The organism is Dactylosporangium roseum, from assembly GCF_025264685.1.
Classification (GTDB): Bacteria; Actinomycetota; Actinomycetes; order Mycobacteriales; family Micromonosporaceae; genus Dactylosporangium; species Dactylosporangium roseum.
Map to the genome: position 1 here is coordinate 6,453,142 of NZ_CP073721.1, position 14,179 is coordinate 6,467,320.

Sequence of the window (14,179 nt, forward strand, 5' to 3'; positions counted from 1 at the left end):
GTCAGCCCCCCGCGGGTAGCAGGCTCATCTTGTATTCCGTGCGGTCGTCCTCCGTGAGGGTCGCCGTCGTCGCGCCCTTGGCCACCAGCTCCCGCCAGGTCTGGCCGAGCCACGACTCCGCGTCGGACTGGCTGGAAAACGCCTCGTTCGGCCCGTCGATCGGCCGCTGCTCAGCGTCTTCGAACTGCCACGTCCACGCCATTGGTCACACTCCCGTCCCAGGTAGATGACTTCGAGCGTATCGGCCTCACGGCCGTCAGCGGGCTCCGGCCACCGGAAAGTGCACGGACGGCCTCTAGAGTGGCGGCATGCGGTTGCTGGTGCTCGGAGGAATCCGGTCCGGGAAGTCGGAAGCGGCGGAGGCACTCGTCGCTGACGCCGAGCGGGTGCGGTATGTCGCGACGGCGCCGGAGGAGCATGGCGGCACTCCCGACGAGGGCTGGTCGGCGCGGATCGCCGCGCACCGTGGCCGGCGTCCGGAGCACTGGCGGACCGAGGAGGTGGGCACCGAGCCGGACCTGCTGGCGGACCTGCTCACCGGCGCGAAGCCGGAGGATGTCGTCCTGGTCGACGACCTGGGCGGCTGGCTGAGCGCGGTCTACGACGCGGCTGGCGACTGGTCGGACCCGTCCGCGGGTGACACCCGGATCGGCGCGCTCGCCGACGCGGTCCGCGCCTGCCCGGCGGCCCTGCTGGTGCTGGTCGGCACCGAGGTGGGCCTGACCGTCATGCCGATGACGGAGTCCGGCCGTACCTTCGCCGACGCCAACGGATTGCTCAACCAGCGTGTCGCGGCGGCCTGCGACGGCGTCGCCATGGTCGTGGCCGGTGAGGTCAACTGGCTGCGTGGCGGCGAGTTGGTCGGCCACGCGGGCGGGCGGGAGCGGGCACCCGTTTCGGTGGCCGCCGCACCGGTACGTGACGAGACTCCGTTCGTCTTCGAGGGCGCGACCGCGGGGGCGGTGCTGTCCACCGCCGACAGCGGCGACATGCTGTCCTTCTCCCCCGGCCTGGAGCTGCCGCTGCCGGACGAGTCGACCGCGGCCGAGGCGGCGGAGCGGCTGCTGACGCTGAAGCTCAACGGCGCCGGCCTCGGCGGCCTGCTGCCGGTCGTCCGGTTCGCCGGCGGCGCGCAGGGCCGGCCAGACCCGCGCCCCTGGCAGCGGCCCCGGGTCCTGGTGCTGCGCGGCGACCGCGCGGGCGCGTTCGCGGCCGGCGACTCGGCGGACGCCGCCGACCAGCGGCTCGAGGACGTCGTCGAGGGCACCGGCACGCTCGCGATGCTCGCCGCGACCGCCGGCGCCAGCGTCCAGGCCATCGACTGCCCCGAGAGCGGCCCGGCCGAGCTCCACGACGCGCTCGACGACAACAGCGTCGACGCCGCGCTGACGCTCGGCTGGCGGCTCGCCGACGCGGCCGCCAACGAGGGTGTCGACCTGCTGATCGTGGGCGCCTGCGGCGCCGGCTCCGACGCGGCGGCCGCGGCCGTCGTGGCGGTGCTCACCGGCGGCGAGCCGGCCGCCCTGCTCGGACGGGTCGTCAACGCGGCCGGATTCGTCGACGACGAGGCCTGGATGCGCAAGGTCGCCGCGATCCGCGACGTCCGGCACCGGATCCGGGCCCGCAGCCGCGATCCGCACGCCATCCTGTCGATGCTGGGCGGCGGCGACATCGCCGTGGCGACCGGCGCTCTCATCGGCGCCGCGTCCCGGCGGCTGCCCGTCATGGTCGACGGGCCGGTCGGGATCGCGGCCGGCCTGGTGGCCCGGGACTACGGCGCGCAGACCCGGCACTGGCTGCTGATGCCCGACCACGGCGACAACCCGACCGTGAAGCTCGCCGCCGACGTGCTCGGCGTCACCCCGTTGCTGCGGCTCAAGCTCGGTCTGGGTGAGGGCGCGACGGCTCTGGCCACGCTGCCGCTGGTCAACACCGCCCTGACCGTCGCCGCGGCCACCCCGCGCGCCCGGGCGGCCGTGCCCGCCGACGACGGGCTGACCGAGGGGGAGCGGATCGAGTCGGAGATCCAGCGGGTCGTGGCCGATTCGCCGACCGCGGAGATGCCGCACGTGAAGCCGTCGTGGGAGGACTGAGACTCGCCCTCACCCTGTTCACGGTCGCGCCGCTGCGAGCCGACCGGTTCGACCGTCCCGCGGCCCGCACGGCGATGGCCTTGGCCCCGCTGGTCGGCGCTCTTCTCGGGGCCCTCCTGGGCCTGATTGGCTGGGCCGTGCGGGCGGCGGGCGCGACACCGCTGCTGGCGGCCGCGATCGTGGTGGCCCTGGCCGTCCTGCTCACCCGGGGGATGCACGTCGACGGCCTGGCCGACACGGCTGACGGCCTGGGCTCGTACGGTACCGCGGAAAAAGCCCTGGCAATCATGAAAAAATCGGACATCGGCCCCTTCGGTGTGGCCGCGATCGCGGTGGTGCTCCTGGTCGAGACGGCCGCGGCGAGTTCGCTGCTGAGCACGACGGCCACCCCGCCCGCCGGCTCGGCCGCGCTGCCGGCGACGGCGAGCGGCCTTCCGGCCGGGGTGCATGGGCTGGTGGCCTTGGCGGCGGCGTTCGCCGCCGGTCGGCTGGCCGCCACGGTGGCCTGCCGCCGCGGCCTGCCGGCCGCCCGCCCCGACGGACTCGGCGCCCTGGTCGCCGGGACGATCGGCCGCTCCCTGCTGGCGGTGGCGGTCCTCGCCACCGCCGCCCTGGCCGCGCTGGCCCACCCGTGGCGCGGCCCGCTCGCCGTGGCCGGCGCGGTGGCCGTGTCGTGGCTGCTGACCGAGCACGCCCGCCGCCGCCTGGGCGGCGTGACGGGCGACGTCATGGGCGGCGCGATCGAACTCTCGACGACGACCGCCCTGGTGGTGCTGGCAATGGGCGACCTGTCGTAACGACGGTAGTTCCTGATCGTGGCGCGTTTTTGCGCGTGGATCGACCAAAACGCGCCACGATCAGGAGAATCGACGACCGGGTGAGGTCAGCGGACCGAGGACTTCACGAACGGGGGCTTCACCACGCGGACCTGGGAGCGGCGGCCCCGGACGTCCAAGGCGATCTCGTCGCCTTCGGTCACACCCGACGCGGTGTCGATCAGGGCCAGCCCGATGCCCACCTTCCGGGTCGGGGAGAATGTGCCGCTCGTCACCTCGCCGATCGTGTCGTCGCCCGAGGCCGCCAGGACCCGCATGTGGGCCCGGGGGATGCCGCGGTCGAGGGCCTCGATGCCCCACAGGAGGCGGCGGGGGCCTTCGGCCTTCTCCGCCAGGAGCGCCTCGCGGCCCCAGAAGGCCGGCTTCGACCACCCGACGGCCCATCCGGTCCGCGCCTGGACCGGCGTGATGTCGAGCGACAGGTCCTGGCCGTGCAGGGGGTAGCCCATCTCGGTCCGGAGGGTGTCCCGGGCCGCCAGGCCACAGGGGCGGGCCCCGCCTTCGACGAGGGCGTCCCACAGCGTGTGCGCGTCATGTGACGGTACGACCAGCTCGTACCCGTGCTCGCCGGTGTACCCGGTGCGGCACACGACGACGTCGGTGCCCTGGTGGGCGGAGACGGTGAAGCTCATGTAGTCGTGGTCGGTCGGCAGGCCGAGGGACGCCAGCAGTTCCGCCGAGCGCGGGCCCTGCACCGCGAGGACCGCGAACAGCTCGTGCTGCTCGACGACCGAGATGCCGTTGGGCGCGGCCGCGGTGAGCCGGCGGACCACCTCGGCGGTGTTGGCCGCGTTCGGGATGAGGAACACGTCGTCGTCGCCGAACCGGTACGCGATGAGGTCGTCCACCACGCCCCCGGTATCGTCGAGGCACAGAGTGTACTGCGCTTGGCCGGTCGTGATGCGGTCCAGGTCGTTGCTGAGGCAGCGGTTGACGAACGCCGCCGCGCCACGACCCCGCACCCGGGCCTTACCCAGGTGCGACACGTCGAACACGCCGACGTCCTCCCGGACCGCGGCGTGCTCCTTGAGCACGCCACCGCCGGCGTATTCCAACGGCATCTCCCAGCCACCGAACGCCGCGAACTTGGCACCGAGCGCCGCATGGCGGTGATACAGCGCGGGGTGCCGCAAGGGTTGCGTCATGCCCGCAACCTATCGCGTTGGTTATCGTGTCCAGCACCCGATTCGGCGGCATGCTGGAGCTGCGGTCAACGCCGCGGTCGAAATGCCGCGAACGACACCATCAGCGATGTGGAGCCCGAGTGACCTCCCTGACCCTCGTCGACACCGACCCTGCCGAGCTCGCCGTCGACGCCGTCGTCGTCGGCGTCTACGCGCACGAGGGGGGCGACGCCAAACTGCTGCTCGCCTCTGGCGCCGAGAGCGTCGCCGCCGCGTTCAGCGACCGGCCGGGCGGCGGGCTGGCCGAGACCCTGCGCGTGCTCGGCGCGACCGGTGCGGTGGGCGAGGTGACGAAGGTCGCCGCGTTCGGCGCCGTCACCGCGCCGCTGGTGGTCGCGGTCGGGCTCGGCCCGGAGCCGGCGGGCGCCGCGCCGGCGGCGGAGACGCTGCGCCGCGCGGCCGGGTCGGCGGCCCGGGCCCTCGCGGGGTCGGCCGCGATGGCCCTCGTGCTGCCGTTGTCGGACCGTGACACGCCCACCGACGAGGAGCTGACCGCGGGCGTCCGCGCGGTCGCCGAGGGCGCCGTGCTCGGCGCCTACCGCTTCGCGGGCTACAAGACGAAGCCCGCGGCCGGCCGGCGCGACCCGGTGCGCAAGGCCGTGATCCACGTCCCCGACGCCGGCGCCAAGGCGGCGAAGGCGGCCCTGAAGCGCTCCACGACGGTCGCCGCCGCCGTGGCCCGCACCCGGGACTGGATCAACACCGCTCCCAACGAGCTCCGCCCGCCCCAGTTCGCCGACTCGGTGGCCGCGGCCGCCGCGGAGACCTCGCTCGAGGTGTCGGTGCTGGACGAGAAGGCGCTGGCGAAGCAGGGGTACGGCGGCATCCTCGCGGTCGGCCTGGGCTCGGCCGCCGCGCCGCGGCTGGTGCGGATCGCCTACGAGCCGGCCGGGGCGACCCGGCGGGTGGCGCTGGTCGGTAAGGGCATCACCTTCGACAGCGGTGGCGTCTCGATCAAGCCGGCGGCGGGCATGTGGGAGATGAAGTCCGACATGTCCGGTGCCGCGGCCGTCGCCGCCGCCATGATCGCGATCGCACAGCTCAAGCCGAAGGTCGCCGTGGTCGGCTACGCGCCGATGGCGGAGAACATGGCCTCCGGCAGTGCGTACCGGCCGGGTGACGTCGTCTCGATGTACAACGGCAAGCAGGTCGAGGTGCTCAACACCGACGCCGAGGGCCGCATGATCCTCGGCGACGCGATCGCCCGGGCGTGTGAGGACGAGCCCGACTACCTGTTCGAGGTCTCGACGCTCACCGGCGGCCAGGTCATCGCCCTCGGCAAGCGGATCTCCGGGGTCATGGGCACACCGGAGCTGTGCGAGCGGGTCCGCGGGGCCGGCGAGCGGACCGGCGAGCCGGTGTGGCCGATGCCACTGCCCGAGGACGTGCGCAAGGGCATGGAGTCGGACGTGGCCGACATCTCACAGGTCAACTCGGGCATGGACCGGGCCGGTCACATGCTCCAGGGCGGCGTGTTCCTGTCCGAGTTCGTGACCGAGGGCGTCCAGTGGGCGCACATCGACATCGCCGGGCCGAGCTATCACTCCGGTGAGCCCTTCGGCTACTGGTCCAAGGGCGGCACGGGTGTGCCGGTGCGCACGCTCGTCGAGCTGGTGGAGGAGATCGCCGCGGAGCGGTAGGCCGCGTCAGGTGGTGGAGCGCTTGTTGCGGGCGTTGTAGTCCCGCATCCGCTGCGGATAGCCCACCAGCGCGACGTCGTAGATCGGCAGGCTCAGGCGGTGCGCGAACTGGCGCGCCGCCTGAGGGCTTTCCATGCGCCGGCGGGTCCACTCCCCGTCGTGCGCGATCAGCAGGAGTGTCGTCTCCGTCACGGTCGTGCGGGGCTCGATGAAGCCCTCGACGCCGCGGCGCGAGCGGGTGAACTCCTCGAGATGGACAAGATCCTCACGGCTCGCGGTGCGCCCACCGGCTGCCGGCCTGCGTCGGCGGAACCACGCCACGATCCGCTCCTCCCCTGTCAGTTCGCCGCCCAGCGTACGACGGGAGGACACGTTCGCAGTGCCCCGTCACGCCGGTGGGGCACCTACCGTCGCAGGCGGGCAGTACAAGTGACAAGATGGCCAAGGATCGTCATGCGAAGGGCGAACCCCGCACTCGCACCGCCACGGGCCGCCGGGGCCCGTGCATCACCTGGGAGAATCCGTGAGCGACCCACACGCCAACTCCTTCGACGTCCTGATCCTGGGCGGGGGCAGCGGCGGCTACGCGGCGGCGTTCCGCGCCGCGCAGCTCGGCCTGTCCGTCGCGCTGGTCGAGAAGGACAAGCTCGGCGGCACCTGCCTGCACCGCGGCTGCATCCCCACCAAGGCCCTGCTGCACGCCGGCGAGGTCGCCGACGCGGCCCGTGAGGCGGAGCAGTTCGGCGTCCAGGCCACGTTCAGCGGCGTCGACATGAAGGCGGTCAACGCCTACAAGGACGGCGTGGTCACGAAGCTGTACAAGGGCCTTCAGGGCCTGGCCAAGGCCCGCAAGGTCCGGCTGATCGAGGGCGAGGGCCGCCTCGTCGCGGCGGACGCCGTCGAGGTCGGCGGCACGCGGTACACGGCGAAGCACGTCGTGCTCGCCACGGGCTCCTACTCGAAGACGCTCCCGGGCCTGGTGGTCGACGGCGAGCGGGTCATCGCCAGCGAGCACGCGCTCGGCCTCGACCACGTGCCCGCGTCGGCCGTGATCCTCGGCGGCGGCGTCATCGGCTGCGAGTTCGCCAGCGCGTGGAAGTCGTTCGGCGTCGACGTGACGATCGTCGAGGCGCTCCCGCGGCTGCTCGCGGTGGAGGACGAGGCCAGCTCCAAGGCGCTGGAGCGCGCGTTCCGCAAGCGCGGCATCGCGTTCAAGGTGGGCAAGCCCTTCGAGGGTGTCGAGCGCACCGACACCGGTGTGAAGGTGTCCATCCAGGGCGGCGACACGATCGAGGCGGAGGTGCTGCTCGTCGCCGTCGGCCGCGGCCCGACGACCGCCAACCTCGGCTACGAGGAGCAGGGGGTCAAGATGGAGCGCGGCTTCGTCCTCACGGACGAGCGCCTGCGCACCTCGGTGCCCAACGTCTACGCCGTCGGTGACATCGTGCCGGGCGTCCAGCTCGCGCACCGCGGTTTCCAGCAGGGCATCTTCGTCGCCGAGGAGATCGCCGGCCTGCACCCGCAGGTCATCGACGAGGCCGGCATCCCCCGGGTGACGTATTCCGAGCCCGAGGTCGCGTCGGTCGGGCTCAACGAGTCCAAGGCCCGCGAGCTGCACGGCGACAAGATCGAGACGGTGCAGTACGACCTCACCGGCAACGGCAAGAGCCAGATCCTCAAGACGGCTGGCTTCGTGAAGCTGGTCCGGGTCCAGGACGGCCCGGTCGTGGGTGTCCACATGGTGGGCAGCCGGGTGAGCGAACTGATCGGTGAAGCCCAGTTGATCTACAACTGGGAGGCGTTCCCGGGCGACGTCGCCCCGCTGGTGCACATGCACCCCACGCAGAACGAGGCACTCGGCGAGGCGCACCTGGCGCTGGCCGGCAAACCGCTGCACGTTCACTGATCACTGGCACCCGACCACCCACTGTCAGCACATTTCAGAGCAACAGTTTCGAGGAGTCGTTTCACATGCCGGTATCGGTAACCATGCCCCGGCTGGGCGAGAGTGTCACCGAGGGCACCGTCACCCGCTGGTTGAAGCAGGAGGGCGACCAGGTCGAGGCCGACGAGCCGCTGCTCGAGGTCTCCACCGACAAGGTCGACACGGAGATCCCGTCACCGGCCGCCGGCGTGCTGACGCGCATCGTCGTGCAGGAGGACGAGACCGCTGAGGTCGGCGCCGAGCTCGCGGTGATCGGCGACAGCGCCGCCGGCGGCGAGTCCGCCCCGGCCGCCGCCGCACCCGCGCGGGAGGCGGAAGAGGCACCGCAGGAGGAGGCCGAGCCGCAGCCGCAGGCCGCCGCCGCGGCCGAGGAGCCGCCCGCCGCGGGCGGTGGCGAGACCACGCCGGTGAAGATGCCCGCGCTGGGCGAGAGCGTCACCGAGGGCACCGTCACCCGCTGGTTGAAGCAGGTCGGCGACCAGGTCGAGGCCGACGAGCCGCTGCTCGAGGTCTCCACCGACAAGGTCGACACGGAGATCCCGGCTCCGGTCTCCGGCACCCTGCTCGAAATCAAGGTCCCGGAGGACGAGACCGTCGAGGTCGGCGCCGAGCTGGCCACGATCGGCGCCGCGGGTGCCGCCCCGGCCGCGAAGGCCGAGCCGGCCCCGGCCAAGGCCGAGCCCGAGGCGGAGCCCGCGAAGGCGGAGCAGCCGGCCCAGCACGCGCCGGCCGCGGAGGCCCAGCCCGTACAGCAGCAGCAGCCCGCGACGCAGGCGGCCGCTCCGCAGCGGCCGGCCGAGCCGCAGCCCGCGGCCAAGGCGCCGGTGCAGGCCGGCCCGCCCACCAGCGTGACGGCGGCCCCCGGCGGCAACGGCAAGGTCGAGGGCGACGAGGCCGGTTACGTCACCCCGCTGGTGCGCAAGCTCGCCGCCGAGCACGGCGTGAGCCTCTCGGCGCTATCCGGCACGGGCGTCGGCGGGCGGATCCGCAAGCAGGACGTCCTCGACGCCGCGGCCAAGGCGAAGGAGGCCGCCGCCACCAAGCCGGCCGAGGCTCCGGCGGCCGGCCAGGCGCCCGCCCCGGCCAAGGCGGCCCCGAAGGCGGCGCCGAGCCCGCTGCGCGGCCAGACGCAGAAGCTGACCCGCATGCGGGCGCTGATCGCGCGGCGGATGGTGGAGTCGTTGCAGATCTCCGCGCAGCTCACCACCGTCGTCGAGGTCGACATCACCAAGGTGGCGAAGCTGCGGGAGAAGGCCAAGCAGCAGTTCCTCCAGACGCACGGCGTGAAGCTGTCGTTCCTGCCGTTCTTCGCCCTCGCGGCGGTCGAGGCCCTGCGGGTGCACCCGCAGGTCAACTCCTCGATCGACCTGGAGGCGAGCACCGTCACGTACCACGACGCCGAGCACCTCGGCATGGCGGTCGACACCGAGAAGGGCCTGATCGTCCCGGTGATCAAGAACGCCGGCGACCTCAACCTCGGCGGCCTGGCCAAGCGGATCGCCGACGTGGCGGACCGCACCCGCAACAACAAGCTCAACCCCGACGACATCACCGGCGGCACGTTCACGCTGACCAACACCGGCAGCCGGGGCGCGCTGTTCGACACGCCGATCATCAACCAGCCGCAGGTCGCGATCCTCGGCACCGGCGCGGTCGTCAAGCGTGCCGTGGTCGTCGACGACCCGGAGCTCGGCGAGATCATCGCGCCGCGGTCGATGGTCTACCTGGCGCTGTCGTACGACCACCGGATCGTCGACGGCGCCGACGCCGCGCGCTTCCTCAGCACCATGAAGGAGCGCCTGGAGGCCGGCAACTTCGAGGCCGACCTGGGCCTGTAGCACACGACGGCGCGGCGGCGGGGAGGGTCACCCATCTCGCCGCCGCACCGTTTTCGGGGTACCCGCGTGGCGATTGGGCAAGATGACCACATGCAGATCCTGATCGCGGGGGCGTCCGGGTTCCTCGGCCAGCGGCTCGTCCCGCACCTGCGCTCCTCCGGACACCAGGTCACCCAGCTCGTCCGCCGACCGGCCCGCAACGCGGGTGAGGTGCGGTGGGACCCGGTGGCCGGGGTGATCGACACGGCCGTGGTGTCGGCCGCCGACGGGGTGATCAACCTGGCCGGTGCCGGGGTCGGCGACAAGCGCTGGACCGCGGCGTACAAGAAGGTGCTCGTCGACAGCCGCATCGACACCACGACCACCCTGGCCAGGGCGATCGCCGCGGCTCAGCCACGCCCTCGGGTGTTGCTCAACTCCTCCGCCGTCGGCTACTACGGCGACACGGGCGACCGGACCGTCGACGAGCAGTCACCCGCGGGTGACGGGTTCCTGGCCGACCTGTGCAAGGTGTGGGAGGCCGCGACCCGGCCGGCGGAGGACGCCGGGACGGGGGTCGTCCTGCTGCGCACGGGCCTGCCGCTGGCCCGCGACGGCGGCCTGCTCAAGCCGCTGTACCTCCAGTTCAAGCTCTTCGCCGGGGGGCGGCTCGGCAGCGGCCGGCAGTACCTGCCGTGGATCTCCGTCCCGGACTGGCTGGCCGCCGTGACGTATCTGCTCGACGCCGACGTGTCCGGGCCGGTGAACCTCACCGGCCCCGATCCGGTCACCAACGCCGAGTTCTCCGCCGCGCTGGCCCGGCAGTTGCACCGCCCGAACCTGTTCCCCGTGCCGGGCTTCGCGCTCCAGGCGGCGCTGGGCGAGTTCGCCCGCGAGGCGCTGGTCAGCCAGCGGGTGCTGCCGGGCGTGCTGACCCGGGAGGGCTTCCCGTTCCGTCACCGGACGATCGACGACGCCATGACCGTGGCCATGACCACCTGACCCCACCCCGCCCGCCCCGCCCGCGCCCCGTCCCGCCCCGGAGAGTGCGCCGATCTTGCAGTTGTGGTGCCCAGACACTCCGGCCTTGTCCGGTTTGTGGGGGGCCACAACTGCAAGATCGACGGAGGGAGGAGGCTCGTTCGCGGGCGGTATGTGGGGAACACCACGCCCGGTGTGAGCTTCGACGCACCGCTATGCCCGGAAGCCGCACATTCCGGCGCTGGCGCGTTGGCCGGGATGCGGGGTTACTCTGCATGCGTGACGAGCGTTCTCGACCTTCACATCGTCCGGGCCGGCGTCGTCGACTACGAGGTGGCCCTGACGGAGCAGCGACGGATCCACGAGGCCGTCGCCAACGGCGAAGCACCCGACACGGTGCTGCTGCTGGAGCATCCGAGCGTCTACACGGCCGGCAAGCGGACCGAGCCGGAGGACCGCCCGCTCGACGGGACGCCGGTGATCGACGTCGACCGCGGCGGCAAGATCACCTGGCACGGGCCCGGCCAGTTGGTGGGCTACCCGATCGTCAAGCTGCCCGACCCGATCGACGTGGTCGCCTACGTGCGGCGCATGGAGCAGGTGCTCATCGACGTGTGCGCCGAGCTGGGCCTGGCCACGGTGCGGGTCGAAGGGCGCAGCGGGGTCTGGGTCGCCGCCGACGAGCGCGGGCCGGACCGCAAGGTCGCCGCGATCGGCATCCGGGTCGCGCGCGGGGTGACGCTGCACGGGTTCGCCATCAACGCCGACTGCGACCTCTCGCGGTACGACATCTTCGTGCCGTGCGGCATCCGGGACGCGGGCGTGACGTCGCTCTCGGCGGAGCTCGGCCGCGACGTGACGGTCGAGGAGATCCTGCCGATCGTCGAGCGGCACATCACGAAGCTGTACTGATCCGGTAGGCGACCACCGGGATGAGCTCCGGGTCGACGTCGTCGATCCGGTCCTCGTCCCCGCACCGGAAGCCGAAGAGCCCCAGCAGCGACCGGCAGCACAGCGCCTCGTCGCCGTCGGCGTCCTCGAAGGGCAGGCGCTCCCCCTCGTCCTCGCAGACGTCCGGGTCGCCGCTGGCGCTCAGCGCGCGCACTCGGGTGCCGTCGCGCCAGAGGCCGTAGCTGCACCAGTCGGCCGCGCAGTGTGCCGTGTGCAGCAGCACGTGGCGGCGCTCGGAGGCCGACAGCACCACGGGGTCGAGCTCGGACGGGCGCCTGGGCGTCAGCCGCCAGCAGCAGACCAGGTCGACGGTGCCGAAACAGCCCACGTGGACCACGTCCTCGGGCGGGTCCATGGCGTCGACGAGCAGCACGTCGCCGATCTCCTCCAACGTGGCACCCGGGAACAGGCGCTCGGCGAGCGCGCGGGTGGCGGGCTTGTCCAGCACCGGACAGGCCCGCAGGACGTCGATCGGGTTGCCGTCGGCGAACGCCAGCAGCGTGTCGTTGAGCGCCACGTTTCGGTGGTTACCGATCGGCGGCATTCAGAAACCTCACCGTCCGCTCCATTCGCGGGTGGCGCGAACGTGACGTCAATCGCGTTCCCAGCACTCGGGCAACGGCGCGGCGTAGTCTTCGGTTTGTGACCGTCGTTGTTCCGGAAGGGCGCCGTCTGCTGCGCATCGAAGCGCGAAACGCGGAGACGCCGATCGAGCGCAAGCCGCCGTGGATCAAGGTCTCGGCGAAGATGGGCCCCGAGTACACGCACCTGCGGGGCCTCGTCCAGCGCGAGGGCCTCCACACGGTCTGCCAGGAAGCCGGCTGTCCCAACATCTACGAATGCTGGGAAGACCGCGAGGCGACCTTCCTCATCGGTGGCGACCAGTGCACCCGCCGCTGCGACTTCTGCCAGATCGACACCGGCAAGCCGGCCGAGTTCGACGCGGACGAGCCGCGCCGGGTCGCCGAGTCGGTGGCGACGATGGGGCTGAAGTACGCGACCGTGACCGGTGTCGCCCGCGACGACCTGCCCGACGGCGGCGCGTGGCTCTATGCCGAGACCGTCCGGCAGATCCACGGCCTGGTCGAGGGCTGCGGCGTCGAGCTGCTGATCCCCGACTTCAACGGCGAGTCCGCGCTGCTCGATGAGGTCTTCGCCGCCCGGCCCGAGGTGCTCGCGCACAACGTCGAGACCGTGCCGCGGATCTTCAAGCGGATCCGGCCCGCGTTCCGCTACGACCGCTCGCTCGACGTGCTGACCCAGGCTCGTGCCGCCGGCCTGGTCACCAAGTCGAACCTGATCCTCGGCATGGGTGAGGAGCGCAGCGAGGTCACGCAGGCGCTGAAGGACCTGCACGCGGCCGGCTGCGAGCTGGTGACGATCACGCAGTACCTGCGGCCGTCGCCCCGGCATCACCCGGTGGAGCGGTGGGTCAAGCCGGAGGAGTTCGTGGAGCTGCGCGAGGAGGCCGAGCAGATCGGCTTCGCCGGCGTGCTCAGCGGCCCGCTGGTCCGCTCCTCGTACCGGGCCGGCCGCCTGTATCTCCAGGCGCTGGACAGCCGGGCGCTGAAGGCTTGATGCCTTCCCACTAGACTCTTCAGGTATGGCAAAGGCCCAGGAGCCGGAGAAGGTCGGGTTCTTCACCCGCCTGAAGCAGATCGGCATGGTGTTCTCGTTCACCGCGAAGCGCGACAAGCTGTTCGTGCCGCTCGTGGTGGCGGTGGTGCTCGTGCCGCTGGTCACGGTCGGGCTCCTCTTCGGCTTCGGCGTCATCTCCTGGATCTGGCTGCCGCTGGGTGTCCTGCTGGCGCTGCTGGGCACGGTCATCGTGCTCAACCTCCGCTCGCAGAAGGCGATGATGAAGGAGGCCGAGGGCCAGCCCGGCGCGGCCGCCTCGATCATCGAGAACATGCGCGGCGACTGGCGGGTGACCCCCGCCGTGGCGTCCACCACCCAGTTCGACATGGTGCACCTGGTCATCGGGCGGCCCGGCGTGATCCTGCTCGGCGAGGGCAACCCCGGCCGGGTCCGCGGCCTGATCAACCAGGAGCGCCGCCGGCTGGTCAAGGTCATCGGCAACGCCGACCTGCGCGACTACGTCATCGGCAACGACGAGGGGCAGTTGCCGCTCGCCAAGGTGCGCAGCACGCTCATCCGGCTGCCACGCACCATCACCGGCAAGGACGTCAACTCCCTCGACAAGCGGCTCAAGGCCCTGTCGGCCCGGCCGCAGATGCCGCGTGGCGCCATGCCGAAGAACATGAAGCCGCCGAAGGGCGCGTTCAAGGCGATGCGGGGCCGCTGAGCCCGCACGCCGCCGCGCTTCGCGCTATTGAGGGGTCGGCTCGGTCGGCACCACGATCGAGCCGGCCGCCTTGTCGTGCAGGCCGCGCTGCTGCCGGTCCAGGATCAGCGCGGTGACGAGCGGAAGCAGGACGATGCCGCGCAGAAGGGCACGTGGCACGCCGATCACGCCGCCTGTGACGATCGACACGACGCGGATCCGCATGAGTTTCATGCCGACGGTCTGCCCGAAGAATCCCAGGAACAGCGCATATTCGACGACGAGGATCCCTGGGGCGATCCACGGCTCTCGAACCGGATCCGCGATCGCACCCGCGATGAGCAGGCACAGCAGCCAGTCGATGAGGAGCGCGCCGAAACGTCGCGCGAGCGGGGCCGGGGTGAGTTCCACGGCGGCCCAGACTACCCAACTGAACAGCGTCGATGAT

14 protein-coding genes are annotated in these 14,179 nt (G+C 72.1%); 9 read left to right on the plus strand and 5 right to left on the minus strand.

What is annotated here, in order from left to right; all coding sequences use genetic code 11:
• Position 1 precedes the first annotated feature (1 nt).
• Positions 2-202 (minus strand): hypothetical protein, encoded by a 201-nt coding sequence (locus Drose_RS30245; protein ID WP_260724676.1) that lies wholly within the window; start codon positions 200-202, stop codon positions 2-4.
• Between the two features lie 106 nt (positions 203-308).
• Here Drose_RS30245 and Drose_RS30250 point away from each other — a divergent pair, with 106 nt between their 5' ends.
• Entirely contained in the window at positions 309-2,093 is a 1,785-nt protein-coding gene (locus Drose_RS30250) for a bifunctional adenosylcobinamide kinase/adenosylcobinamide-phosphate guanylyltransferase (RefSeq protein WP_260724677.1), read from the plus strand.
• Positions 2,081-2,890 (plus strand): adenosylcobinamide-GDP ribazoletransferase, encoded by an 810-nt coding sequence (locus Drose_RS30255; protein ID WP_260724678.1) that lies wholly within the window; start codon positions 2,081-2,083, stop codon positions 2,888-2,890. Before Drose_RS30250 ends, Drose_RS30255 begins: the two co-directional genes overlap by 13 nt.
• 86 nt (positions 2,891-2,976) lie before the next feature.
• On the opposite strand, the gene gcvT is transcribed toward Drose_RS30255, so the two are convergent.
• On the minus strand, positions 2,977-4,074 hold the full coding sequence (gene gcvT, locus Drose_RS30260; protein ID WP_260724679.1) for a glycine cleavage system aminomethyltransferase GcvT: 1,098 nt from the start codon (positions 4,072-4,074) through the stop codon (positions 2,977-2,979).
• Between the two features lie 119 nt (positions 4,075-4,193).
• Here gcvT and Drose_RS30265 point away from each other — a divergent pair, with 119 nt between their 5' ends.
• Complete coding sequence (locus Drose_RS30265; RefSeq protein ID WP_260724680.1) at positions 4,194-5,753, plus strand: leucyl aminopeptidase; 1,560 nt, start codon at positions 4,194-4,196, stop codon at positions 5,751-5,753.
• A 6-nt stretch (positions 5,754-5,759) separates the two neighbouring features.
• Here Drose_RS30265 and Drose_RS30270 read toward each other — a convergent pair whose 3' ends face one another.
• Positions 5,760-6,074 carry a hypothetical protein gene (locus Drose_RS30270; RefSeq protein WP_260729868.1) on the minus strand — a complete coding sequence of 105 codons (315 nt, stop codon included), beginning with the start codon at positions 6,072-6,074 and terminating at the stop codon, positions 5,760-5,762.
• A gap of 202 nt (positions 6,075-6,276) precedes the next feature.
• Here Drose_RS30270 and lpdA point away from each other — a divergent pair, with 202 nt between their 5' ends.
• From lpdA to lipB, 4 genes are all read left to right on the plus strand, one after another.
• On the plus strand, positions 6,277-7,659 hold the full coding sequence (lpdA, locus tag Drose_RS30275; RefSeq protein WP_260724681.1) for a dihydrolipoyl dehydrogenase: 1,383 nt from the start codon (positions 6,277-6,279) through the stop codon (positions 7,657-7,659).
• A gap of 65 nt (positions 7,660-7,724) precedes the next feature.
• Positions 7,725-9,536: a 2-oxoglutarate dehydrogenase, E2 component, dihydrolipoamide succinyltransferase gene (gene sucB / locus Drose_RS30280; RefSeq protein ID WP_260724682.1), complete on the plus strand. Its 1,812-nt coding sequence runs from the start codon at positions 7,725-7,727 to the stop codon at positions 9,534-9,536.
• Between the two features lie 90 nt (positions 9,537-9,626).
• Positions 9,627-10,517 (plus strand): TIGR01777 family oxidoreductase, encoded by an 891-nt coding sequence (locus Drose_RS30285; protein WP_260724683.1) that lies wholly within the window; start codon positions 9,627-9,629, stop codon positions 10,515-10,517.
• A gap of 258 nt (positions 10,518-10,775) precedes the next feature.
• The gene (lipB, locus tag Drose_RS30290) at positions 10,776-11,408 is read left to right on the plus strand and encodes a lipoyl(octanoyl) transferase LipB (RefSeq protein WP_260724684.1); all 633 of its coding nucleotides are present in this window, start codon (positions 10,776-10,778) and stop codon (positions 11,406-11,408) included.
• On the opposite strand, the gene Drose_RS30295 is transcribed toward lipB, so the two are convergent.
• On the minus strand, positions 11,392-11,991 hold the full coding sequence (locus tag Drose_RS30295; protein ID WP_260724685.1) for a DUF6928 family protein: 600 nt from the start codon (positions 11,989-11,991) through the stop codon (positions 11,392-11,394). The two genes, lipB and Drose_RS30295, sit on opposite strands and share 17 nt — an antisense overlap.
• Before the next feature lie 98 nt (positions 11,992-12,089).
• Here Drose_RS30295 and lipA point away from each other — a divergent pair, with 98 nt between their 5' ends.
• On the plus strand, positions 12,090-13,025 hold the full coding sequence (gene lipA / locus Drose_RS30300) for a lipoyl synthase (protein ID WP_260724686.1): 936 nt from the start codon (positions 12,090-12,092) through the stop codon (positions 13,023-13,025).
• 25 nt (positions 13,026-13,050) lie between these two features.
• A complete protein-coding gene (locus Drose_RS30305) occupies positions 13,051-13,752 on the plus strand; it encodes a DUF4191 domain-containing protein (RefSeq protein WP_260724687.1) in 702 nt (233 codons plus the stop codon).
• Positions 13,753-13,776: 24 nt separating this feature from the next.
• On the opposite strand, the gene Drose_RS30310 is transcribed toward Drose_RS30305, so the two are convergent.
• The gene (locus Drose_RS30310) at positions 13,777-14,142 is read right to left on the minus strand and encodes an RDD family protein (RefSeq protein ID WP_260724688.1); all 366 of its coding nucleotides are present in this window, start codon (positions 14,140-14,142) and stop codon (positions 13,777-13,779) included.
• Between the last annotated feature and the right edge of the window lie 37 nt (positions 14,143-14,179).